This window comes from Streptomyces sp. 4F14, assembly GCF_048159485.1.
Taxonomy (GTDB): Bacteria; Actinomycetota; Actinomycetes; order Streptomycetales; family Streptomycetaceae; genus Streptomyces.
The window spans coordinates 88,312-109,542 of sequence record NZ_JBLRVY010000018.1 but is presented as its reverse complement, the minus strand read 5'-3'; the positions used below and the strand labels follow the sequence as shown (position 1 = coordinate 109,542).

21 protein-coding genes are annotated in these 21,231 nt (G+C 70.8%); 6 read left to right on the top strand and 15 right to left on the bottom strand.

What is annotated here, in order from left to right; genetic code table 11:
• Positions 1 to 8: 8 nt before the first annotated feature.
• The 7 genes from ACLZOT_RS28785 to ACLZOT_RS28755 all read right to left on the bottom strand — a co-directional run bounded on the left by ACLZOT_RS28785 (position 9) and on the right by ACLZOT_RS28755 (position 6,349).
• Positions 9 to 953, bottom strand: a complete 945-nt coding sequence (locus ACLZOT_RS28785) for a type II secretion system F family protein (protein WP_416972016.1) — start codon at positions 951 to 953, stop codon at positions 9 to 11.
• A 13-nt stretch (positions 954 to 966) separates the two neighbouring features.
• Positions 967 to 2,304 carry a CpaF family protein gene (locus tag ACLZOT_RS28780; protein ID WP_416972015.1) on the bottom strand — a complete coding sequence of 446 codons (1,338 nt, stop codon included), beginning with the start codon at positions 2,302 to 2,304 and terminating at the stop codon, positions 967 to 969.
• Positions 2,301 to 2,666 carry a TadE/TadG family type IV pilus assembly protein gene (locus ACLZOT_RS28775; RefSeq protein ID WP_416972014.1) on the bottom strand — a complete coding sequence of 122 codons (366 nt, stop codon included), beginning with the start codon at positions 2,664 to 2,666 and terminating at the stop codon, positions 2,301 to 2,303. Before ACLZOT_RS28775 ends, ACLZOT_RS28780 begins: the two co-directional genes overlap by 4 nt.
• A gap of 1 nt (position 2,667) precedes the next feature.
• Positions 2,668 to 2,997 (bottom strand): pilus assembly protein, encoded by a 330-nt coding sequence (locus tag ACLZOT_RS28770; RefSeq protein ID WP_416972116.1) that lies wholly within the window; start codon positions 2,995 to 2,997, stop codon positions 2,668 to 2,670.
• Between the two features lie 428 nt (positions 2,998 to 3,425).
• A complete protein-coding gene (locus tag ACLZOT_RS28765) occupies positions 3,426 to 4,670 on the bottom strand; it encodes an AAA family ATPase (protein WP_416972013.1) in 1,245 nt (414 codons plus the stop codon).
• Between the two features lie 10 nt (positions 4,671 to 4,680).
• Complete coding sequence (gene cpaB / locus ACLZOT_RS28760; RefSeq protein WP_416972012.1) at positions 4,681 to 5,388, bottom strand: Flp pilus assembly protein CpaB; 708 nt, start codon at positions 5,386 to 5,388, stop codon at positions 4,681 to 4,683.
• A 46-nt stretch (positions 5,389 to 5,434) separates the two neighbouring features.
• A complete protein-coding gene (locus ACLZOT_RS28755) occupies positions 5,435 to 6,349 on the bottom strand; it encodes a hypothetical protein (RefSeq protein WP_416972115.1) in 915 nt (304 codons plus the stop codon).
• 257 nt (positions 6,350 to 6,606) lie between these two features.
• On the opposite strand from ACLZOT_RS28755, the gene ACLZOT_RS28750 reads away from it, so the two are divergent.
• On the top strand, positions 6,607 to 7,116 hold the full coding sequence (locus tag ACLZOT_RS28750; RefSeq protein WP_416972011.1) for a SigE family RNA polymerase sigma factor: 510 nt from the start codon (positions 6,607 to 6,609) through the stop codon (positions 7,114 to 7,116).
• 33 nt (positions 7,117 to 7,149) lie between these two features.
• Complete coding sequence (locus ACLZOT_RS28745; RefSeq protein WP_416972010.1) at positions 7,150 to 8,295, top strand: hypothetical protein; 1,146 nt, start codon at positions 7,150 to 7,152, stop codon at positions 8,293 to 8,295.
• Here ACLZOT_RS28745 and ACLZOT_RS28740 read toward each other — a convergent pair.
• Positions 8,273 to 8,878 carry an isochorismatase family protein gene (locus ACLZOT_RS28740; RefSeq protein WP_416972009.1) on the bottom strand — a complete coding sequence of 202 codons (606 nt, stop codon included), beginning with the start codon at positions 8,876 to 8,878 and terminating at the stop codon, positions 8,273 to 8,275. The genes ACLZOT_RS28745 and ACLZOT_RS28740 overlap by 23 nt on opposite strands.
• A 112-nt stretch (positions 8,879 to 8,990) precedes the next feature.
• Complete coding sequence (locus tag ACLZOT_RS28735) at positions 8,991 to 10,304, bottom strand: Nramp family divalent metal transporter (RefSeq protein WP_416972008.1); 1,314 nt, start codon at positions 10,302 to 10,304, stop codon at positions 8,991 to 8,993.
• 210 nt (positions 10,305 to 10,514) lie between these two features.
• Here ACLZOT_RS28735 and ACLZOT_RS28730 point away from each other — a divergent pair, with 210 nt between their 5' ends.
• Positions 10,515 to 11,867 carry a M14 family metallopeptidase gene (locus tag ACLZOT_RS28730; protein ID WP_416972007.1) on the top strand — a complete coding sequence of 451 codons (1,353 nt, stop codon included), beginning with the start codon at positions 10,515 to 10,517 and terminating at the stop codon, positions 11,865 to 11,867.
• On the opposite strand, the gene ACLZOT_RS28725 is transcribed toward ACLZOT_RS28730, so the two are convergent.
• Positions 11,864 to 12,394: a hypothetical protein gene (locus ACLZOT_RS28725; RefSeq protein ID WP_416972006.1), complete on the bottom strand. Its 531-nt coding sequence runs from the start codon at positions 12,392 to 12,394 to the stop codon at positions 11,864 to 11,866. The genes ACLZOT_RS28730 and ACLZOT_RS28725 overlap by 4 nt on opposite strands.
• A gap of 84 nt (positions 12,395 to 12,478) precedes the next feature.
• Here ACLZOT_RS28725 and ACLZOT_RS28720 point away from each other — a divergent pair, with 84 nt between their 5' ends.
• Positions 12,479 to 13,753 carry an alanine racemase gene (locus ACLZOT_RS28720; RefSeq protein ID WP_416972005.1) on the top strand — a complete coding sequence of 425 codons (1,275 nt, stop codon included), beginning with the start codon at positions 12,479 to 12,481 and terminating at the stop codon, positions 13,751 to 13,753.
• Between the two features lie 89 nt (positions 13,754 to 13,842).
• Here ACLZOT_RS28720 and ACLZOT_RS28715 read toward each other — a convergent pair whose 3' ends face one another.
• The gene (locus ACLZOT_RS28715; RefSeq protein ID WP_416972004.1) at positions 13,843 to 14,730 is read right to left on the bottom strand and encodes a S1 family peptidase; all 888 of its coding nucleotides are present in this window, start codon (positions 14,728 to 14,730) and stop codon (positions 13,843 to 13,845) included.
• Positions 14,731 to 14,935: 205 nt separating this feature from the next.
• Between ACLZOT_RS28715 and ACLZOT_RS28710 the strand changes: the two genes are divergently transcribed.
• Both ACLZOT_RS28710 and ACLZOT_RS28705 read left to right on the top strand, forming a co-directional pair.
• Complete coding sequence (locus ACLZOT_RS28710) at positions 14,936 to 16,147, top strand: pyridoxal phosphate-dependent aminotransferase (RefSeq protein ID WP_416972003.1); 1,212 nt, start codon at positions 14,936 to 14,938, stop codon at positions 16,145 to 16,147.
• A gap of 97 nt (positions 16,148 to 16,244) precedes the next feature.
• Entirely contained in the window at positions 16,245 to 16,643 is a 399-nt protein-coding gene (locus ACLZOT_RS28705) for a hypothetical protein (RefSeq protein WP_416972002.1), read from the top strand.
• A 248-nt stretch (positions 16,644 to 16,891) separates the two neighbouring features.
• Here the strand turns inward: ACLZOT_RS28705 and ACLZOT_RS28700 are convergent, their stop codons facing one another.
• The 4 genes from ACLZOT_RS28700 to ACLZOT_RS28685 are packed head-to-tail and all read right to left on the bottom strand — an operon-like array spanning position 16,892 to position 20,998.
• Positions 16,892 to 17,917 carry a UDP-N-acetylmuramate dehydrogenase gene (locus tag ACLZOT_RS28700; RefSeq protein ID WP_416972001.1) on the bottom strand — a complete coding sequence of 342 codons (1,026 nt, stop codon included), beginning with the start codon at positions 17,915 to 17,917 and terminating at the stop codon, positions 16,892 to 16,894.
• Between the two features lie 17 nt (positions 17,918 to 17,934).
• The gene (locus tag ACLZOT_RS28695; RefSeq protein WP_416972000.1) at positions 17,935 to 18,972 is read right to left on the bottom strand and encodes a serine hydrolase domain-containing protein; all 1,038 of its coding nucleotides are present in this window, start codon (positions 18,970 to 18,972) and stop codon (positions 17,935 to 17,937) included.
• Positions 18,972 to 20,270, bottom strand: a complete 1,299-nt coding sequence (locus ACLZOT_RS28690; RefSeq protein WP_416971999.1) for a UDP-N-acetylglucosamine 1-carboxyvinyltransferase — start codon at positions 20,268 to 20,270, stop codon at positions 18,972 to 18,974. The genes ACLZOT_RS28695 and ACLZOT_RS28690 overlap by 1 nt, the downstream gene beginning before the upstream one ends.
• 5 nt (positions 20,271 to 20,275) lie before the next feature.
• Positions 20,276 to 20,998, bottom strand: a complete 723-nt coding sequence (locus ACLZOT_RS28685) for a hypothetical protein (protein WP_416971998.1) — start codon at positions 20,996 to 20,998, stop codon at positions 20,276 to 20,278.
• Between the last annotated feature and the right edge of the window lie 233 nt (positions 20,999 to 21,231).

Genomic DNA, 21,231 nt, shown 5'->3' with positions numbered 1-21,231 from the left:
CCCCCCGCTCAGACGTCGATCCGGGACATGCGCCGGATGAGGACGAACCCGACGGCGTACAGGCCGAAGGCGATGAGGACGGCGGCCTGGCCGAGCGGCGAGCCGGTCATCCGGTCCAGGGCCCCCTCCTTGACACCGTCCATGAGGAACAACGAGCCGACGCCCAGGAGGGGTACGGCGTACGCGGTCAGGTTCACCTGGGAGAGCTGGGTGCGGATCTCCCGTCGGGTCTCCTTGCGTTCCTCCAGCGTCTCGGTCAGGTTCCGCAGGGCGCCCACGACTTGGCCACCGGCCTTGTTGGAGAGGACCAACGTGGTGACGAGGACGACGAGTTCGCGGGACGGCAGCCGGTCGGCGAGTTCGCCGAGGGCGTCGTCCATGGACTGGCCGACCGCCAACTGGTTGGCGACCTTGGCGAGTTCCTCCCCGGCGGGCGCCTCCAGCTCCTCGGCGGCCATCCCTATCGCGGTGCGCAGGGCGAGGCCCGCCTGGGTCGCGTTGGCCAGGATGCGGGCCAGTTCGGGGAGTTGGTTGATGAACCGCTCGATGCGTTTCTGGCGCTGCCAGTTGAGGAACTGGAACGCGGAGCCGATCGCGATCAGTCCGGCGATCGGTCCGAAGAAGGGGGCGAGGACGGCTTGGCTGACGAGCCAGAGCCCGGCGACCGCGCCGAGCATGTACGCGGTGAACTCCCCCGGGGTGACGTCGAGTCCGGTCGTCGCGAGGCGCCGCTCCAGCGAACGGCCCAGGCCGGTGCGGCGGATACGGCGGTCGAGGTCGCGGAAGCGGCGGCGGCGTCCGGCGGGCGGCAACTGGCCGGTGTAGGAGAGCCGGTCGACGAGGGCGGCGCGCTGGGCGCGGCCGGTGGCGTACGCGTGCAGGCCCGCGACGGCGAGGGTGAGGCACAGGACGGTCAGCCCCGTGGTGAGCGTGGTGAGTTGGTCGAGGTCCATGGGGTCGTCCTGCCTAGCGGGCTTCTCGGATCGCGAGTTCGGCCGGGCTCTGGGCCACGCCGAACGCCTGGGGGATGGGCTGGCTGGCCATGTAGAGGCGGTCGGCGGTGCGGCGCGGGAGGGGGAAGTAGCGGAAGCTGCCGTGGATGCGGCCGTCGGAGGACATCGGGAGGGCGTCGAAGCGGGCGACGGTCGCGAGCCGGTACGGTTCGCCGCCGTGGCTGTCGAGGAGCGCTATCTCGGTGATGCGGCGGGCGCCGTCGGCGAACCGGGTGAGCTGGATGAGGACGTCCACGGCGCTGTTGATCTGGTCGTGCAGGGCGACGAAGGGGACCTCGACGTCGGACATCGAGGCGAGCGTCTGGAGCCGGGTGAGGGCGTCCTCCGCGCTGTTGGCGTGGACGGTGGCCAGCGAGCCGTCGTGGCCCGTCGACATCGCCTGGAGCATGTCCAGGGACTCGCCGCCGCGGACCTCACCGACGACGATCCGGTCGGGGCGCATGCGCAGGGAGTTGCGGACCAGGTCGCGGATCGTGATGTGGCCCTTGCCCTCGACGTTCGGGGGCCTCGACTCCAGCCGTACGACGTGCTGTTGCTGGAGCTGGAGTTCCGCGGAGTCCTCGATGGTGATGATGCGTTCGCCCTCCGGGATCAGTCCGGACAGGGCGTTGAGGAGGGTCGTCTTGCCGGTGCCGGTGGCGCCGGAGACGATCACGTTGAACTTGGCCTGCACGAGGCCCGCGAGCAGGAACAGCATGTGTTCGTCGAGGGAGTTGAAGCCGACGAGTTCGTGCAGGGTGAAGGAGCGGGGGAAGCGGCGGATGGTGAGGATCGGGCCGGTCAGGGAGAGCGGGGGGATGATGACGTTGACGCGCTCGCCGGACGGCAGGCGGGCGTCGACCATCGGGTTCGACTCGTCCACCCGGCGGTTGACCGTCGAGACGATGCGTTCGATGGTCTGCATGAGCTGGTCGGCGGAGGCGAACCGGAGCGGCAACTGCTCGACCCTGCCGCCGCGTTCGACGAAGATCGCGTCCGGTCCGTTGACCATGATCTCGGTGACCGAGGCGTCTTCGAGGAGCGGCTCCAGGATGCCGAGCCCCAGCGCCTCGTCGACAACTCGCCTGATCAGCCTGGCCCGTTCGGACGTCGACAGGACCGGGCCCTCACGGCTGATGATGTGCCCGAGGACCCGCTCCAGCCGCGCCCGGCGTTCGGCCGCCGCGAGCGCCGTCATCTCGGCGAGGTCGATCTCCTCCAGGAGCTTCGCGCGGTACGTCGCGACCAGGTGACCGTCCTCGCCCCGGCTGCCGTTCTCCTCGGGCGTGCTGATCCGTGCCCTGAGGCTCATGGGGACTCCGTTCGCTGGTCGTTCGGCATGGTCGCGGTCCGCTGGGCGGGGCCGAAGTCGCCCCAGCCGAAGAAGACGGACGGGATGGCGACGGAGGAGGTGACCCGGACGTCGTCGCCGAGGTCCGCGGCGACACAGCTGACGTCGATCCAACTGCTGACGGCGTTCCCGCACGCCTGCTGGGCCGTCCCGGCCGCGCGGGCCTCGCTGCGGGCACCGGCCCGGGCCGCCGTACCGGCCTGCTGTCCGGCGTACGCGATGATCCCCAGCTGCACGACGGCCATGCCGACGATGAGCAGGATCGGCAGGAACCCCACGTACTCGATGGCGACTTGGCCGCGGTCTCCACGACGCTTCCTCATGTCAGGGCCCGTTCCATTCCTCGACGGCCCCAGCGTGCCCCCGCACTTCGAAGGGCAGGGAGAGAACTCCGGGGAAGAGCACGGGCACTTGGAGCCGCACGGTCGCGGTCACGAACCCGGACCCGCCACAACTCACCTCCGCGTCCCCCTGCCAGGCCCCCGGCAGATCCTCGGTCCCGGCCTGCTCGCACGCCCCCGACCGCGCACCCGGGTCCGCGACCGCACCGGCACGGACGGCCGCGTCGGCGGCGTTCCCGGCGAGTGTGAACGTGTAACCGACCAGCACGCACTGCCAGATGGCGATGAGCGTGACGAGGATGACGGGCAGCATGCCGGTGAACTCGACGGCGACCTGGCCGCGGTCGCCGGTGAGGCGGCGCGGCGGAGGGGCGGTGCCGGGGTCGTCCGGCGGGTGGGTGGGGCGGCGTCCCACCACGCCGGCGAGCACACGACCCGGCAACCCGTAGGGGCGGCGCCCCACGGCGCCCGTCGCACCGGCGAACCTGTGCCTGATCCGTCCGGCGAGCCCGGACCCGACCGCGCCGCCGCGCCCGCGTCGCACGGCGTCGGCGCCCCCGCACCCCACCACGCGGGCACGCTCGCGCTCCGCCCCGTCGACAGACCCACACGCCGCCGCCCCGGTGAGCCCGCGTTCCACCACGCCGAGAAGCCCACGGCCCGCCTCACCGGCGAACCCGCGCCGCCCTCCGGCGGAGGGTTCACGGTCCGTCACGCCGATCACCCGGTGTCTCATCGCGCTCACTCCTTCCGCCGCCTCAAGCCCGCCGACCCCCGGTCCCCGCCGCGCGCCCGGCGTCCCTGGGCCGCCTCCGGAGCCTTGGCCAGGCCGAGTTCGCCGGCGAGGGACCAAAGGGCCTGGCGTACCGAGCCCTTGGGGTCGAGGGCGTGCAGGCGGCCGGAGTCGACGGCCGCTTGGAGTTCCTTGAAGTGGGCCGGAACCGCCGTCGTGGCGAGGGCTGTTCCGGTGATCTTCTGGATCAGGGCCGGCTGGATCTCCGTGGCGCGGGAGTGGCGGTTGACCACCACCGTCGTCTCCTCCGCCTTGCGGATCTGGAGGCGGTCCCACATGCGGACGGTGCGTTTGGCGCCCCGGACGGCGACGACGTCGGGGGTGGTGACCAGCAGGGCCGTGTCGGCTGTTTCGACCGCCGCCGCGCTCGCGCCGCTGAGGTGGGCGCCGCAGTCGACGATCACCACCTCGTAGCGGGCGCGCAGCGCGCCGACGATGTGCCGGGCCGCCCGGTCGGTGACCTCCTCGCCGCGCTCCCCGTCGCCGGGGGCCAGCAGGAGGTCGACACCTGTGTCGTGGCGGAAGACGGCCTCGGCGAGGATGCGGGGCGAGATGTCGGTGATCGCGGCGAGGTCGACGACGGAGCGGCGGAACTGGACGTCGAGGTAGGAGGCGACGTCGCCGGTCTGGAGGTCGAGGTCGCACAGGGCGGTCGTCCGGCCCGACGCCTGCGCGGCGAGGGCGAGTTGGATCGCCGTGAGGGTGGTGCCGACGCCCCCCTTCGCGCCGCTCACCGTGACGACCGTGCCGCCGGGTCCCGTGAACACGTCCGTGGAGCCGCCGAGATGGCGCCGGACGCCGGTGGACCACTGGGCGACGGCCTGGACGCGGGTGGCGAGGTCGTCGTAGGCGAGGGGGAAGGTGATCAGGCCGCGCGCGCCGGAGTCCATGGCGGCGGAGAAGAGGCCGGGGGACGCGTCGGTGGTGACGAGGATGACGCCCACCGCCGGGAAACGCAGGGCGACTTCACGGACCAGCTCCAACGCCGGGACGGGGCCGATGCGTTCGTGGACGACGACGACCTCGGGGAGTTCGTCGACGGACTCGGCGGCCAACCGGGCGAGCGTGTCGACGAGTTGGGTGGAGTCGGTGACCGGCGGGACGGGCTCGGCGTCGGGGAGCTGGCTCAGCAGGGAGACGAGGGAGCGGACCGCGTCCGCGTCGCCGACGGCCGGGAGGATCCTCGTGGGCATGGTCGGCCTCTCACTTGTCCGTGGCGAGCTGGTAGGTGCGGTCCTTCTCCGGGACCGCCGTGCCGGTGCCGGGCGCGACCAGCGCGAGCCGTACCCGCTTCGCGAACGACTCGGCGTACGTGATGCGCTGGGCGTCCAGCGTGGAGAGGGCGAAGGTGATCGGCACGGCCTGGGTGGGGCCGGTGGCGCGGTCGTCGCGGTCGGGTTCGAGGGCCGTGAGCTTGCCGACGTCCAGGACGCGCGCGTTGGTGACGATGATCTTCGAGACGTCCGGGTCGGCGTCGCGGGCGCCCTCGAAGGTGGCGTACACGTTGACGGAGGCGCCCGCCGTGATCTTCCCGGCGACGCCGGTCGCCGCGTCGATCATGATGGCGACCTCCTGCTCGCCGGGGCGCAGGGCGGGCTGGTCGACGACCATGTCGCTCTGGAGGAGGGAGCCGGCCTTGAGGGTGGTGACGGCGATCTTGCCGCGGATCGCGGCGAGGTCGGTGACGGCGTTGTCCGACAGCCACCGCTTCGGCATCGAGATCTTCTCGAACTGCCCGGCGGACAGGGCGGTGTAGGGCGCCACGTCGCTCTTGACCTGGTAGGCGGCGACCTCGGGCCCGACCTTCGACTTCACGTCGTCGACGACGGACAGCACGCCGGCGAACGCGCCGAGGGCGGCGAGGACCGACAGGAGCAGAAGGATCACGCCGCGGCGCTGACGGGAGTTCATGAGCCGTGCAACCTCGTTGGGGGATCGGGTCCAGCGGACGGGCGGGCTAGCCTGCCGGGAGCGCGTGGCGGGGGCCGCCCGTGGTGAGCGCGCGGACCGGTTCGGCGGGGACGGGGGGCGGGGTGGCGGAGCAGAAGACGCAGCGGTCGCCGATGACGTCGATGCCGCACCAGTGGCACACGGACTGCCGTACCGAGGTGACGAGTTGGTACAGCACCGACAGGTCGGGCAGGTAGGCGCAGAACTCGACGACCTTGCCGGTGCCCCACCAGGCAGCGGACTCGGCGGGCAGCGGGGTCTCGCGCAGGCCCTGGGTACGCCAGGCCGGGGCGAGGGTCTCGGTCACCCACTCGGCGGGGAGCTGTCCCTTGGCGAACAGCAGCCACGTACCGAACTCGGGCCCGGGGACGGTGACTCCGGGGCCGGCCTTCACCAACGTCGGCTGGGGGTGGGCGAGTACGGCGAACTGGCTGCCGGGGACCCAGGAGCGGGCGTGCGAGGTGAGGGTGACCGGGACGTGATCGAGGCGGGCGACCGAGCCGAGCAGGGCGCCGGCGTGGATGTAGTGGGTGAGGAGTCTGCCCGCGGAGGCGAGGACGCCGGGGCCCAGGTCGCAGGAGGCGAGCTGCCTCAACTGGCGGGCCAGCACGGCGAGTCCGAGGGGCGGCAGATCGGGCTGGAGCAGGGCGATCCGGTCACTCTCCAGCAACGAGCGGACCGTGTGCAGGCGTTGGACCACGGCGGCGGGGGCCGCCTTCGCGCAGACGACGACCAGGTGGCCGTAACTCTCCACGGCACCCTGCACCGTGGCCACGGCCTGCTCCAGCGGCTGGCGTTCGATGCCCTCCAGCACGACAGCCGGCACCGTCCGCTCGTCCTGCGCCGGCAGCGCGAGGCCCGCGCCGGTCACCGCAATGGCAGTTGGCACGCGCAGCTCCCCGATTCCCGCGACCCGGCACATCGGCGTTACTCCGGTGCACCGGGCTGACTTCATTGCGTGACTACCTCAGCACTGTAACCACGCCTCACCACCGGGAGAACAGCTTTCGTGAGCCGGTAACGAACTCTTCTCCGATCCGCCACCGGCCAACTCGCCGCAAAGCGGGCCAAGTCGGCTCCACGGGATCCGCACAAGCGGAGGGGGCGCGTTCTCTGCGACATTTCCGGGGTCCCGTCGCATCGACAGGTACAGAAGGCGGCGACGCACAGGGGGAACGGATGAGACAGGCGCGGGCGGACGGGTACGCGGAGTTCGCCGCGGCGCGCGCCGGGCAGTTGTACCGGTCGGCGTGCCTGATGACGGCCGGGGACACGTACCTCGCCGAGGACCTGGTCCAGGAGGCCCTCGGCCGGATCTACGTCCGCTGGGGGCGGGTCTCGCGTGCCGACAACCCGGCGGCGTACGCGCAGACCGTCCTGACCCGCGTCTTCCTCGCGCACCGGCGCCGCCGCAGCAGCGGTGAGCGGGCCACGGACGCGTTCCCCGACCTGCCGGCCACCGACCAGCCGGACGCGCCCCTGCGGCTGACCCTGCTCCAGGCGCTGGCCCGCCTCTCCCCCAAGGACCGCGCGGTCGTCGTCCTGCGCTACTGGGAGGACCGCTCCGTCGAGGAGACCGCGCACGCGCTGCACACCACGTCGTCCGCCGTCCGCAGCCGCAGCAGCCGGGCCCTGCGCCGGCTGCGGGAGCTGCTGGGCGAGGGCATCGACGAGTACGCACGCCCCTGAATCAACCGACCTGACCAGAAACGGCGGTTCACCATGCCCGATCCCTTCGAGCAGCACCTCGCCGAGACCCTCCGCGCGACCGGCGACACCTTCACCCCCGACCGCACCGGCCTCGTCGAGGGCGGCGTCCGCAAGGGCCGCGCCCGGCGTCTGCGCCGCCGCCTCGCGGTGATCGGCGGCAGCGTGGCCGGGGTGGCGGCGCTGGGCGTCGGCGGAACCCTGCTGACCGCCCCCGGCGACACACCCCGGGACGCCGGCACGGGCACCGCGACGGCCCCCGCCTCCTCGGCCGCCGCGGAGACCCTCAGGAAGCTGCTCCCGAAAGGCACCTTCACGGTGGGCCGGAGCGACAGCTCCAGCGTCTTCGGCGTCTTCGACGACGGCAAGGGCGCCGCCGCCCTCTCCCTCTCCCTGGGCCCCGCCTCCCGGCGTGCCACCGACGGCTGCCCGGACCCGACCCCGGCCCTGGACGACACCTGCACGACACGGCAGCTCGCGGACGGCTCCCGGGTCACCGTCTTCCAGGGCTTCGAGTCCCCGGACCGCCTCAAGGAGAAGCGGCTCTGGTACGCGGACCTCGTCACGCCGGACGGCAAGTACGTGACCCTGATGGAGTGGAACGCCCCGGCACGGAAGGGCGAGGACGTCACCCGGGCCTATCCCCCGCTCTCCCCGGACCAGTTGACGAAGGTGGTGTCGGCGCCGGCCCTGCACGCCCTGACGGCGAGCAAGTCGGCCTCGCCCTCGACTCCCGCCAAGCCGGCCGCGAACATCGGCAAGACCCTCACCGGCCTGCTGCCCAAGAACCTCAAGGTCGTCACCAGGAGCCCCGGGGCCGACCCCGAGTTCGCGTACGCCGTCGTGAACGACGGCAAGGGCGAGAGCTACGTCCAGATCAACGTCCAGCCCGACATGTCCGACGTGAAGGACCAGTTGTTCGGCTCCGGCGCCGAGACCCTCCCCGACGGCACCCTCGTGGCCGTCCACCAGGGCCCCGGCGAGAAGGGCGGCGCGGGCGTCGTCATGTGGACGGTCGACACGATGCGCACGGACGGATTCCGCGTCGTCATCAGCGCCTTCAACGCGGCGACCCAGCAGACCCCGGCGACCCGCACCACCCCGGCGCTGAGCATCAAGGAGCTGCGGACGATCGCCCTCAGCCCGAAGTGGCTCCAGTAGGGCGGGACTTGAGCAGGCCCACGATCTCCTCCACCGTCCCCGGCTCGCCGATCAGCGGGAAGAGGTACGACACGCTGTGCCGGTGCGCCTCCTCACGGATGTCGGTCATCGCGTCGACGGCGAAGGAGACGTGGTACCCGTGCTCGTGGGCCGCCCGAGCCGTCGACTCGACGCCGAGGCTCGTCGCGATGCCGCCCAGCACGATCTGGGTGATCCCCCGGCGCCGGAGCTGGAGGTCGAGGTCGGTGCCGTGGAAGGCGCCCCAGGCCCGCTTGACGACGAGCACGTCACCCTCGTACCCGGCCAGCGGTTCGGCGATCGGCCCGAGGTCGTAGGGCCGCCGCGCCCCGCCCGCGAGCCGCGCGGCCTCGCTGCGGCCGGGGGTGGCGTCGGCACCGTCGGGCGAGTTCGTCATCCGTACGAGGACTACGGGCAGTCCCGACTCCCGGAAGGCGGCGGCGAGTTCGGCGGCGCGCGCGACGACGTCGGCGGCCGGGTGGGGAACCGTGGGCGCGGCGAGCGTGCCCGCCTGGAGGTCGATGAGGACGAGCGCGGTGCGGTCGTCGAGCACGGTCACGGCCATGGTGCGGCACCTCTCCTGGACGGACCTTCACCCTAGGAGAGGTGCTTGCGAAACTCAACCTTCTACTGGCCGGTCGGCAAGCAAAGGCCCGGCAGCCTCAGCCCCGGCAGCCTCAGAAGAACTCCGACCACGGCTGATCCCACACCTGCTTCGCGCACAGCACTACGAACAGCACCCCCGCCACCGCCAGCATCCCGTTGCTGACCCACCCGTTGCGCCACTCCACGGGCGTACGCCGCGAGTTGAGCAGCCAGATCAGCGTCAGCGCCAGGAACGGCAGGAACGCGGCGCCCAGCACCCCGTACAGGATGATCAGCCGGAACGGCTGCCCCTGGAACAGCAGCACGATCGGCGGGAACGTCAGCCAGAGCAGGTACGCCCGGAACGGCCACGACCGCTCGCGCGCGCCGGACGCGATGTCCTCCCCCTTGGAGTCACCGGCCCCCCTGATCCGGGAGACGAAGTCCGCGAACATCAGGCTCACCCCGTGCCACACCCCGATCAGCGAGGTGTACGACGTCGCGAAGAAGCCGATGAGGAAGAACTTCGCGGTGGCGGAGCCGTACTCGTCCTCCAGGATGCCGCTCAGCTGGACAAGTCCCTTGTCCCCACTGGCGATCGCGATGTTCGCGGAGTGGAGGAGCTCCGCGCCGACGAAGAGCATCGCGACGACGAAGACGCCCGTGGTGGCGTACGCGACCCGGTTGTCGAACCGCATCACCTTCATCCACCCGGAGTCGGTCCACCCCTTCGCGTTGACCCAATACCCGTACGCCGCAAGGGTGATGGTGCCGCCGACGCCGCCGACGAGGCCGAGCGTGTTGAGGACGGAGTCCTTCTCGTCGGGCAGGACGGGGAGCAACCCGGCGAGGGCGTCGGGGAGGTTGGGGGTGACCCGGATCGCCAGGTAGACGGTGACGACGAACATCACGCCGACCAGGACGGTCATGACCTTCTCGAAGACGGCGTACTTGTTGAACCAGACGAAGACGAGACCGGAGAGGCCGCACAGGACGCCCCACCACTTGAGGTCCATGACGTCCGGGAACAGCGCCTGGAGGGGCAGCGCGCTGGACGACATGGCCGCCGCGCCGTACACGAACCCCCAGACCACGGCGTACACGCCGAAGAACCAGAAGGTCCAGCGGCCGATGCTCGCCCAGCCGTCGAAGAGGGTGCGGCCGGTGGAGAGGTGCCAGCGGCCGGCGGCCTCGGCGAGGGAGATCTTGACGAGGCAGCCGAGGACGGCCGCCCAGAGCAGGGTGTAGCCGAAGTTGCTGCCCGCGATGAGGGTCGCGACCAGGTCGCCGGCGCCGACACCGGTCGCCGCGACGACGATGCCGGGGCCGATGTGACGCCAACTGGACTTGCGTTGCGCCGGGTTGAAGGGGGCCTCGGTCGTGGGGTTTCCCGTGGTGTCCGCCATGAACGTCAAGGATGCGCAAAGTCGCGGGTGTGACAAGAGGGCCCGCACGAGATCCACACGAAGTGGTGACGTCTTTGCACTCTTGACCTGCTCATGCCACAACCCCGACCATGAGCGACACGCCGCACAGCCCGTACACAGCAAAGCTCCCCTGCTCCACCCCCACCCCTCCGGACAATCCGGACGGACCTGGAGACACAAGGAGACCTCATGCGCCTTCGCATCCGCGGCTCAAGCCCCCGAGGCGGCAGACGTTCCGCCGCCCTCGCCGCCCTCCTCGCCCTCGCGCTCGCCGCCCCCGTCTCGGCCTCGGTGACCAGCGCCACCGCCGACAGCGCCACCAAGGCGGCCCCGGCGTCGGACGACATCCGCCAGTACGAGATCCACGTCCACAACAACACCTCGCCCGTCCGCACCGCGATCATGCGGGCCGGGGTCAGCATCGACGAGGTGGACTCGGAGACGGTCGTCGTGTCGGGCCGTACCGAGCAGATCAAGCAGCTCAAGGCGGCCGGGTACGAGGTGACCCCGCTCGGCGCGGCCCCCGACCGGCTCGCCGAGGACGAGCTGCGGCTCTTCGACTTCCCCTCGGCGGACTCGCGGTACCACAACTACGCCGAGATGAACGCGGAGATCGACCAGCGCCTCGCGGCCTACCCGGGCATCATGAGCAAGCGCGTCATCGGCAAGTCGTACGGCGGACGCGACATCTACGCGATCAAGATCAGCGACAACGTCGCCACCGACGAGGCCGAGCCGGAGGTGCTGTTCACGCACCACCAGCACGCCCGCGAGCACCTCACCGTCGAGATGGCGCTCTACCTGATCCGCGAACTCGGCGCCGGGTACGGCAGCGACTCCCGGGTCACCAGCATGGTCAACGGACGCGAGATCTGGATCGTCCCCGACCTCAACCCGGACGGCGGCGAGTACGACATCGCCACCGGCTCCTACCGCTCCTGGCGCAAGAACCGGCAGCCCAACTCCGGTTCCAGCGCGGTCGGTACGGACCTCAACCGGAACTGGAACTACCGCTGGGGCTGCTGCGGCGGCTCCTCGGGCTCGACGTCCTCCGAGACCTACCGGGGTCCGGCCGCCGAGTCCGCGCCCGAGGTGAAGGTCGTCGCCGACTTCGTGCGCAGCCGGGTCGTGGGCGGCGTCCAGCAGATCAAGACGGGCATCGACTTCCACACGTACAGCCAGCTCGTGCTGTGGCCGTACGGCTACACGACCGCCGACACCGCGACCGGCATGACCGTCGACGACAACGCGGCGTTCAAGGCCGTCGGGCAGAAGATGGCCACGAGCAACGGGTACACGCCGGAGCAGTCGAGCGACCTGTACATCACCGACGGGTCGATCGACGACTACCTCTGGGGCTCGCAGAAGATCTTCGCGTACACCTTCGAGATGTACCCGGCCTCCGCGTCCGGCGGCGGCTTCTACCCGCCCGACGAGGTGATCGAGCGGGAGACGTCACGCAACCGGGACGCGGTGCTGCAACTCCTGGAGAACTCCGACTGCATGTACCGGTCGATCGGGAAGCAGGCGCAGTACTGCTAGTCCTCTGACCCTGCCTCTTCCGGCTGCTCCGGCTGCTCTTTCTGGGCGTCGTCCTCGAAGTACGCGTCGAGGACGGCGTCCAGTTCGCGCTCCCACTCGGGGAACACGGACCGGGACTTGGCCTCGATCTCTATCGGGTACCAGCGGCGGTCGGGCGTGTGGACGGTGATCGTGAACCGCTTGCCGAAGCGGGTCGTCTCCGTCTCGACCGCGCCGATCTCGTCCCACCGGAACTCGCAGTTCTGGTCGTCGAGAGCGAGGCGGACGCCCTTGTGGTCGGCGGTGAAGGAGGCACGCCGGTCGGACGCCTCGAAGACGGGGCCGTCGGCCGGCGCCTCCTCCTCGTCCGCCTCGACGAGAGACTCCTCGGCGGCGCTCTCCTCCGCGGGCTTCGCGTCCTCGGGTTCCCCCTCGGCCTTCGTCCCGTCGGGCTCCGCCGCCATGGGCGAGGTGAGCCCGGGGATGAAGGCCGGGTCGAACCCGGCGCCTTCCAGGGGCTTGCTGCTCGGTCCTATGCGCTGCTCCACAGCGGGCAGTATGGTCGAAGATCCTGTGCCGCACACAGTCGACCCCGACTTCGTTATACGACAGAGCTACGACCGGGAGTGCCCGTGCCCCGCCCCGCCGCCCTGGCCGACCTCGACCGGGAACGCCTCGACCACCGCTTCAAGGGCCTCCCGCCGGACGCCGACGGCCGTACGGTCGCCGAGCTGACGGCCGAGCGCCGCAACCTCTTCGCGGACGGCTTCCCCACCCCGGTCCTCACCCTCTCCGCCGAGCGCCTGGCCCACAACCTCGCGCTCCTGGAGTCGTACACGGCCCGCCACGGCCTCACCTTCGCCCCGCACGGCAAGACGACGATGGCCCCGGCCCTCTTCCACCGCCAACTCGACCACGGCGCCTGGGGCATCACCCTCGCCATGCCCCACCAGGTCCGCGTGGCACGGCGGTTCGGCATCTCGCACATCCTCCTCGCCAACGAACTGGTGGACCCGGCGGCCCTCCGCTGGCTCGCCGCGGAACAGGACGCCGACCCCGCTTTCCGCCACATCTGCTACGTCGACTCCGTACGCGGCGTCGAGCTGATGGACGCGGCGCTCCAGGAGGCGGGCGCGGTCCGCCCGTTGGAGGTCGTCGTCGAACTCGCCGCGGGCCCCGAGGGCCGCACGGGCGCGCGTACGGCCCCGGAGGCGCACGCGGTGGCCGACGCCGTCGCGGAGACGGCCACGCTGAGGCTCGTGGGCGTGGCGGGGTACGAGGCACAGGTCCCGGACGCCTCGGCGGACACCGTCCGTGCCTGGACGCGTGAACTCGTCGCGCTGGCCGTGGAGTTCGACCGCTCGGACAGGTTCGCCGGGCTCGACGAGATCGTCGTCAGCGCGGGCGGCAGCGAGTGGTTCGACGCGGTGAGCGACGTCCTCGCGGAGGTGCCCGAACTGTCGGCGCCGGTACTGAAGTTGCTGCGCTCGGGGGCGTACGTCACGCACGACCACCTGCACTACCGCGACCGCACGCCCTTCAACCGGGTCCCCGAAGAGGGCGCGCTGGAACCGGCGTTCAGACTGTGGGCGCAGGTCGTGTCGAGGCCCACCGCGCACCAGGCGTTCATCAACGCGGGCAAGCGGGACGTGGCGTACGACCTGGGGCTGCCGGTCGTCGAGGTGATCCGGCGGGGCGGCAACGAGCGTACGGCTGACGGCGTTTCGGTGACCGCGCTCTCCGATCAGCACGCCTGGCTGGGTACGGAGGCCGGCGTCGATCTGGAGGTCGGTGACTGGGTGGGGCTCGGGCTGTCGCATCCGTGCACGACGTTCGAGAAGTGGCCGCTGATCCCGGTGGTGGAGGCGGACGGCACGGTGGCCGAATACGTACGCACGTTCTTCTGACCGCTTTTTGAAAAAGCGAGCCCGGCCGGGGGCGGTCCGTCTCAGTCCCGTGGGACGGAACACCCCCGCAGGCAGCCGGAGTTACCGCGTCACGGCTTCGGCAGGATGCAGCCGCTCGCGTTCAGGTTGAGCTGGTTGCCGGTCGTGAAGCAGGCCGGGATCTGGTACGTCTCCTGGCCGTAGTTGATGCCCTGGCGGACGGTCACGGTCCCGGACTCGCTGACCTCGCACGGGTTGTTGACGGTGCACCGAGCGCCGTCCTCGTTGCCGGTGTTGTTGACGCCGACGACGTTGCCGGTGGCCTGGTCGACGATCGGGGAGCCCGAGGTGCCGCCGATGGTCTGGCAGGCGGAGGTGTAGCGGATCGAGTCCTTCCAGGTCCAGTCGCCCTCCTTCAGCCGGTAGGCGAAGCCGTCGATGTTGCAGCTGTAGAGCCGCTTCCAGTACCCGGAGGCCACCGTGATCGCGGTGCCGGCGGTCGGGTGGGTGTTCTGGACGGTCAGCGGCGAGATCCCGTAGTTGTTGCGGATCGTCGCGTAGGTGCTGGTCAGCTGGTAGATCGACACGTCCGTGTCGGTCATCGTCGCGTACGCGATCTTGCTGGCGCGCAGCGTGGCGACCTGCGTACCGGCGGAGTTGAGCAGGCCGAACGTCCGGCTGTTCGCCTGGTTGACGATGACCTGGCCCGGGGCCGGGAACCCGGCGGTGAGGCAGTGGCCGTTGGACATGACCAGCGCCGGGTCCGTGTCGAGCGAGTTCGGGAAGCGGATCACCGAACCGGAACAGTTGCTGAGCGCGACGGTCCCGGCGAGGGTGACGGCCTTCAGCGTGGGCGTCTCCGCCTTGGCCTGCGTGGCGGGCGCCGTCGCTATCTTCCCTACGGTCGCAGGCTGCGCGTCCGGCGCGGCGACGGCGGGTGCGGCGCCCACCGCGGCCAGGGCCAGGGCGAAGAACGCGGCGACGAGAGGCTTTCTCATGTGGGGGTCCCCTCTGGTGACTGAATGCTGGTGACTGGTGCTGATGACTGGTGCTGGTGACTGGTGCCGGTGACGGGATTTGTCATGCACATCATCAACATCCGTACCGCCGGGAACAAGCGGTCGTTTTCAGCCGGGCACCTTTGACCCCCACGTGGCGCAAAACACGTCCCTACCCCGGTAACCGCGCCGTAAGCTCCCTGACATGCAGGTGATCCAGTCCACAAAGCTCGCCAATGTCTGTTACGAGATCCGGGGCCCGGTCCTCGAAGAGGCAATGCGGCTGGAGGCGGCAGGTCACCGCATCCTCAAGCTCAACACCGGCAACCCGGCCGCCTTCGGCTTCGAGTGCCCGCCGGAGATCCTGGAGGACATCCTCCGCAACGTCTCCACGGCCCACGGCTACGGCGACGCGAAGGGCCTCCTCGCCGCCCGCCGCGCGGTCGTCATGCACAACCAGACCCTCGGCATCGAGACGGACGTGGAGCACGTCTTCATCGGCAACGGCGTCTCCGAGCTGATCGTCATGGCGATGCAGGGCCTGCTGGACGACGGCGACGAGGTCCTGGTCCCCGCCCCGGACTACCCCCTGTGGACGGCGGCCGTATCCCTCTCCGGCGGCACCGCCGTCCACTACCGCTGCGACGAGCAGTCCGACTGGATGCCCGACCTCGCCGACATCGAGCGCAAGGTCACCGACCGCACCAAGGCGCTCGTCATCATCAACCCGAACAACCCGACGGGCGCGGTGTACGACGAGGCGATGCTGCGCGGCCTCACCGACATCGCCCGCCGCCACAACCTCCTCGTCTGCTCCGACGAGATCTACGACAAGATCCTGTACGACGGCGCCACGCACAGGGCGACCGCGTCCGTCGCCCCCGACCTCCTCACGCTCACCTTCAACGGCATGTCGAAGGCGTACCGCGTCGCCGGGTACCGCGTCGGCTGGATGTCGATCTCCGGCCCCCGCGCCCACGCGGACTCCTACATCGAGGGCCTCACGATCCTCGCGAACATGCGCCTGTGCGCGAACATGCCGGGCCAGCACGGTGTCGTCGCCGCGCTCAGCGGACGCCAGTCCATCAACGACCTCGTCCTGCCGGGCGGGCGCCTCAAGGAACAGATGGACACCGCGTACGAGCTGCTCACGCAGATCCCCGGCGTCAGCTGCGTCCGCCCCAAGGGGGCGCTCTACCTCTTCCCCCGCCTCGATCCGCAGGTCTACAAGATCAAGGACGACCGGCGGATGGTCCTCGACCTCCTGCGCCAGGAAAAAATCATGGTCGTCCAGGGCAGCGGCTTCAACTGGCCCGAGCCGGACCACTTCCGCGTGGTGACCCTCCCGACGGCCGCCGACCTCAAGGACGCGGTCACCCGGATCGGGCGCTTCCTGGACGGGTACGCCCAGCACTGACCGTCGGTGACGAAGGGCGTTAGTTCTGTAGTCCTGCCAACTTTAGACAGAATCTAAGCTAGGATGGTTTCCTGTCAGAGCACAGGAGGCCATCCTCATGTACGAGCCGATCCGCACGAAGTCGGTCCACAGCACGCCCGTGCACGCCTCCGACGTCCCGCACCGCACACGCGAAGAGGAACTGGACATCCAGCTCGCGGGCCACCTGTCCGCGTTGCTGGCCGTGACCGACGAACTCCGGGCCCACGCGTCGACGCCGGACCTCGAACGGGCGGCGAACAGCCTCGCCCACCAGGTCACACGCCTGCGCGGCGGCCGTACCCCGCTGCGCTCCCACACCGACGCCGCGAGCCACTCCCCCACCACCCTGCACCGCCGCGCCCACGCCCTCGCCGGCCGCGCCCTGGTCGTCGCCGCGTCCCGCGCGGACACCACCTCGGCCATCCTCGCGGCGCAGCGCATGGACGCGCACACGGCGGCCCTCGCCGCCCACTGATTCCCCCCACGGGGTCCACCCCCGAACGGCCCCGGCCCGCGCGCACCCGCAGCGACGCGCGGGCCGGGTGCCACTTTTCTGGGCGCCGGGTGAGGGTCGGGATGCGGAGCGTTCTCCACCCGCTACAGCTTGACCGGGTACAGCTCGAACGCCAGAGCGCGCGGTGGGCGTACAGCGGTGAAGCGACGACGGTCCACCGTGCACACCTTCGTGGTCCTGAGGCATGATCGCGGTCACCGTGCGAGGTCTTAGGTCTTGAGCATTCCTCCTGGCTCGGGCCGCAGCCGGATGCTGTGGGTCGCGACGACGGCATCGGCAAGAACGCGCAGTGCGTGGGCGAAGGAAGCAGCTGTGGCCGACTCGCGGGCGGCGAGGGTGAGGGTGCGGCTATCAGAGCAGTACACCCCGGTCCCGATCCGGCGGCCCGGGTGAAACCCCGCTTGTTCGAGCAGCCAGCCGGCGCTCGCGCGCAGGGAGCCGTCCGAGGTGCGGTGAACGGGCCCGCCGGCGTGGTGGATCGCGGTCGCCTGTGCCGGAGTGACGGCCGGGTTGAGGAACACCGATCCCGCCTGGCGGCAGTCCGGTCCTTCGGCGGGAAGGGTGAGTCCGCGGTGGTGGCGGTCGGCGAGGACGGCCTGGGCGGCTTCGGCGAGCGGTGGTCGGGCGCCGAGTGGTACCGCGAGCGCGTCGGCCAGGTGCGGGTAGCTGACGGGGGACGCGAGCGGACTCCGTATCAGGCGCAGGGCGATCGCGAGGATCGTCCACCGGCCGGGCGAGTTCTTGAAGGCACTCGTGCGATAGCCGAAGTCGCAGTTGTCCGGCCGCAGTTCGACCGTGCGCCGCAACTGCCAGTCGTAGGCGGTGATGCGGCTCAAGGTGTCGGATATCTGCTGTCCGTACGCGCCCGTGTTCTGCACCGGAGCGGCGCCGATGGTGCCCGGGATGCCGCCGAGGTATTCGATGCCGGACAAGCCCTGGGCGGCGGTGAACTCGACAACCTCGGCGAGCGGCTCGCCCGCTTGGACGATGACCTCCACGAGGCCGTCGTCCAACGGGTGCTGGGTGATGCCGCGGGTGGCCATGCGGATCACGGTGCCGGGATACCCGGCGTCATCGGCCAGGGTGTTGCTGCCACCGCCGAGGACGAACGGAACCTTGGTGCCCGGCACGCTGCGGGCGAGGTCGGGCCAGGTGGCGGGGTCGGTATGGGTGAGGAACTGGTCGGCGGGGCCGCCGAGGCGCAAGGTGGTGTGGTCGGCCAGCAGCTCACCCATGGGGTGCCTCCGGTTCGTCAGGTGGCGGAGATCGTCTTCAGTGCGATGGCGCGGAGCGGGGCGATCTTGGTGCGGGCGTTGCCGTGGTAGACGGCGTTGGTGCAGATCACCAGGTAGCGGCCGGTGTCCGGGGCGAGGTAGAGGCTCGTGCCGGTGAAGCCGTGGTGGTACGCGACGCGTCCGCCGGTGGCCAGGATCCAGGAGAGCCCGCGTTCCAGGCCCAGGTCGATCGCAGCCTGCGGGACGAGGCTGGCACGCAGCCATTCGCCCAGGGCGGCATCAGCGTCGTTGGCGTACGCGGTCAGCAGCCGGTCGGCGTACAGCGCGAGGTCGGCGGGGGTGGAGAACACGCCGGCGTGCCCGGCGATTCCGCCGACCAGGGCGGCGTTGTCGTCGTGGGCCGTGCCCCAGATGCGCGGTGCGCCCACGATGCGCTGCTCGGTCGGTGCGACGCGGTGGGAGCGGGCCAGTGGCCCGTACTTCGTCTCGGTCATGCCGAGCCTGCTCCACAGAACGCTGCCCAGTTCGTCGAGCGGGAGATCGTTGACGTGGGCGAGCGCCAGTCCGAGGAGGATGTAGCCGCGGTTGATGTACCGGTGGGTGCCAGGAGCGTCCTCCAACGGCTCACGGCACAGCAGTTCGTGCAACGGCAGGTCTGATCCGCGGTAGTGGTCGAGACGGGTGGAGGCGCGAAGTCCCGAGGTGTGGGTGAGGAGTTGGCGCACCGTCGCCTCCGCGCTGGGCATCTCGCCGGTCATTGCCGGCAGGAAGTCACGGATGGGCGCGTCCAGGTCGAGCAGGCCGTTGCTGAGGGCCTGCCCGGCCAGGGGCCAGGTGGCGACGACCTTCGTGAGCGAGGCGATGTCGTACGCCGTGGAGAGCGTGGGGGCCTCGTCGCCGCACTCAGGTGCGACCACACCTGCGCTGATGTACTGCGGGTCGGAACCGAGGGTGCCGCAGGCGAGGACGCCCCCCGGGGTGGCGCTGTCGGCCACGACCGCCTCGAAGGTCTCGGCGAGACGGGCGTGGTCGTCGGGGGTGAACGGGACGGGCATCAAGGGCCTCCGGGGATGGCGGTGATCTCGGCTCCCAGCGTGGCGAGGTTCGGCAACAGGCGGCCGTAGCCGCGCCGGAGATGGAACATCCCCCGGATCGTAGAGGTGCCGTCGGCGGCCAGAGCGGCGATCAACAGGGCAGTCACCGCACGGATGTCCTGGGCCTGCGCTACGGCGCCGTGCAGCCGTCGGGGCCCGCGTACGCCGATCACCGAGCCGGTCGTGGTGACATCGGCGCCGAACGCCCGCAGGCCCTTCACGTGGGTGTCGCGGCGCGGATAGACGCGCTCGGCGATCACCGAGGCGCCGTTGGCCTGGGTGAGCATCGCGGCCAGCTGCGGAGCGGTATCGGTCGGCAGGCCCGGGTGCGGGCCGGTCACTGCCTCGACCGCCTGGAGCGGCCCATGTGCCCGGGCTCGCACACCGCCGTCCGGTGCGTCGGACAGCACGAGGCCCGTTTGGGCGAGGACGTGCGAAAGGCAGTCGGGGAAGTCGGCTGCGGTGATGTTGTCGAGGTGGACGCTACCGCCGGTCGCGGCGGCGGCCATGACCATGGTGGCCGCTTCGATGCGGTCGCCGGCCACCGGGAAGCTGCCGCCGGCGATCCAGTCGCTGCCGCCGACGTGCAGCCCCTCCTGGTCGACGTGCACGACGACACCACGGTCGGCGAGGAAACGCGCGGTCTCGGCGACCTCCGGCTCGATCGACGGGTGGGTGATCAGGCTGGTGCCGCGGGCGCGAGCGGCGAGCAGCAGCGCGGTCACCGTCGCTCCCAGGCTTGGCCCGTACGGGGTGTTCACGTCCACGGTGAACGCCCGCACCCCGCGGGGTCCGCACTCGGCCCGGATGCTGCCGTCGCTCGTGGTGACCTCTGCGCCGGCGGCCTGCATCGCCGCGAGGTGCCGGTCGATCAGCCGGGGACAGAACGCGTCGCCTCCGGGATAGGGGAAGGTGACCTGTCCGGCGCACGCCAGTAGCGCCGCGGCCAGCACCGCGGTCGTACGGACCTGGCCGCCGAGCCCCGCGTCGATGACCGGGCGGATGCGGTGGGCCGGTGACACCGTGAAATGACCGTCCCTGTAAGCGGCTTCAGCTCCGGCACGGCGCAGGATCTCCAGGCAGATGCCGGTGTCGATGATGTCCGGTGCCCCGTTCAGGTCGAGCGGGGTGTCGGTCAGGAGGGAGGCTGCATACAGGTGCAGGGCGATGTTCTTGCTGCCCTGCACCGTGATCCGGCCGGACAGCGGGCGCCCGCCGGTGACCTGGACGACGGCGGTGCGGGCGGGGGTGGTGGTCACGGCGCTCACCGGACCCGGGAGCCGGAGGGCAGGAAGCCGCCGACGTGGTCGCGGGGGTAGAGCACGGTGCGGGGTCCGATCAGCGTGCCGGGCGACAGCACAGTGCCGGCGGGCAGCGCCACCTCGTCGCCGATGACGGCGCCGAACTTCGTCTGCCCGGTGGCGATGCGCCGACCGTCCAGGTTGACGGTGATCTCCTCGATCGCCGGTTCGGCGACCGGACCGCGGTCGCACCGCAGTCCGGTGGTGGAGCAGAACGCCCCGATGTTGACGCGCCGTCCTATCACCGAGTCGCCGATGAAGCCGGGATGCTTCATGAAGACGTGCCCGGCGATCAGACTGCGGGTGATCTCCGCGCCGAAGCCGATCCGGCAGCCGGGACCGATCACGCTGTGGTCGCGGACCAGCGCACCGGCCGAGACGACGGATCCGGCGCATACCAGAACCGGACCGATCACCTGCGCACCCGCCTCGATGCGAGCACCGGCCTGGACCATGACCTCACCCTGGATCAGGGCGCCGGCCTCGACAATGCCGTCGTCGCAGCGCAGAAGCACCCCGTCGTCGAGGTCAGCGGTCATGGCGGCCTTGATGTCGAAGACGCTGTGGCACCGCTTCAGCAGGGCGGTGACATACAGCCCAAGTCCGTCGGGCTGAACGTAGTAGGAGGGAGCGAGCCGGGGGTCGGCGGCGAGCGCCGGGGACGGGACGGAAGACGCGGACTGCATCAGGACCTCCAGAGTCCGACCGGGACGGCCCAGGGAGGTGAGCCGTCTGCCGTCGACGGTCTCCGTCGTCGTCCTGTTGGGGGGAGGGGCGCTGTCCTGGCCTGCAAAGCCGTTTGCATGAGGTGCAAAGCCCATGTCCGGGCTGCAGTCCCAGGACTATGGTGTGAGCGGCGTAGCCTCGGCCATCGGCGGGAACGGGGTACCGATGCGGTCATCAGGACACGAGCGACTTG

What these genes read in the sequence shown, in the direction of transcription:
- ACLZOT_RS28685 (WP_416971998.1), bottom strand. Translation starts at nt 20,998, where the DNA reads ATGCAGTCCGCGTCTTCCGTCCCGTCCCCGGCGCTCGCCGCCGACCCC.
- ACLZOT_RS28765 (WP_416972013.1), bottom strand. Translation starts at nt 4,670, where the DNA reads ATGCCCACGAGGATCCTCCCGGCCGTCGGCGACGCGGACGCGGTCCGC.
- ACLZOT_RS28785 (WP_416972016.1), bottom strand. Translation starts at nt 953, where the DNA reads ATGGACCTCGACCAACTCACCACGCTCACCACGGGGCTGACCGTCCTG.
- ACLZOT_RS28735 (WP_416972008.1), bottom strand. Translation starts at nt 10,304, where the DNA reads ATGGCGGACACCACGGGAAACCCCACGACCGAGGCCCCCTTCAACCCG.
- ACLZOT_RS28705 (WP_416972002.1), top strand. Translation starts at nt 16,245, where the DNA reads ATGTACGAGCCGATCCGCACGAAGTCGGTCCACAGCACGCCCGTGCAC.
- ACLZOT_RS28775 (WP_416972014.1), bottom strand. Translation starts at nt 2,666, where the DNA reads ATGAGGAAGCGTCGTGGAGACCGCGGCCAAGTCGCCATCGAGTACGTG.
- ACLZOT_RS28770 (WP_416972116.1), bottom strand. Translation starts at nt 2,997, where the DNA reads ATGCTGCCCGTCATCCTCGTCACGCTCATCGCCATCTGGCAGTGCGTG.
- ACLZOT_RS28780 (WP_416972015.1), bottom strand. Translation starts at nt 2,304, where the DNA reads ATGAGCCTCAGGGCACGGATCAGCACGCCCGAGGAGAACGGCAGCCGG.
- ACLZOT_RS28750 (WP_416972011.1), top strand. Translation starts at nt 6,607, where the DNA reads ATGAGACAGGCGCGGGCGGACGGGTACGCGGAGTTCGCCGCGGCGCGC.
- ACLZOT_RS28700 (WP_416972001.1), bottom strand. Translation starts at nt 17,917, where the DNA reads ATGGGTGAGCTGCTGGCCGACCACACCACCTTGCGCCTCGGCGGCCCC.
- ACLZOT_RS28695 (WP_416972000.1), bottom strand. Translation starts at nt 18,972, where the DNA reads ATGCCCGTCCCGTTCACCCCCGACGACCACGCCCGTCTCGCCGAGACC.
- ACLZOT_RS28740 (WP_416972009.1), bottom strand. Translation starts at nt 8,878, where the DNA reads ATGGCCGTGACCGTGCTCGACGACCGCACCGCGCTCGTCCTCATCGAC.
- ACLZOT_RS28730 (WP_416972007.1), top strand. Translation starts at nt 10,515, where the DNA reads ATGCGCCTTCGCATCCGCGGCTCAAGCCCCCGAGGCGGCAGACGTTCC.
- ACLZOT_RS28715 (WP_416972004.1), bottom strand. Translation starts at nt 14,730, where the DNA reads ATGAGAAAGCCTCTCGTCGCCGCGTTCTTCGCCCTGGCCCTGGCCGCG.
- ACLZOT_RS28755 (WP_416972115.1), bottom strand. Translation starts at nt 6,349, where the DNA reads ATGTGCCGGGTCGCGGGAATCGGGGAGCTGCGCGTGCCAACTGCCATT.
- ACLZOT_RS28710 (WP_416972003.1), top strand. Translation starts at nt 14,936, where the DNA reads ATGCAGGTGATCCAGTCCACAAAGCTCGCCAATGTCTGTTACGAGATC.
- ACLZOT_RS28745 (WP_416972010.1), top strand. Translation starts at nt 7,150, where the DNA reads ATGCCCGATCCCTTCGAGCAGCACCTCGCCGAGACCCTCCGCGCGACC.
- cpaB (WP_416972012.1), bottom strand. Translation starts at nt 5,388, where the DNA reads ATGAACTCCCGTCAGCGCCGCGGCGTGATCCTTCTGCTCCTGTCGGTC.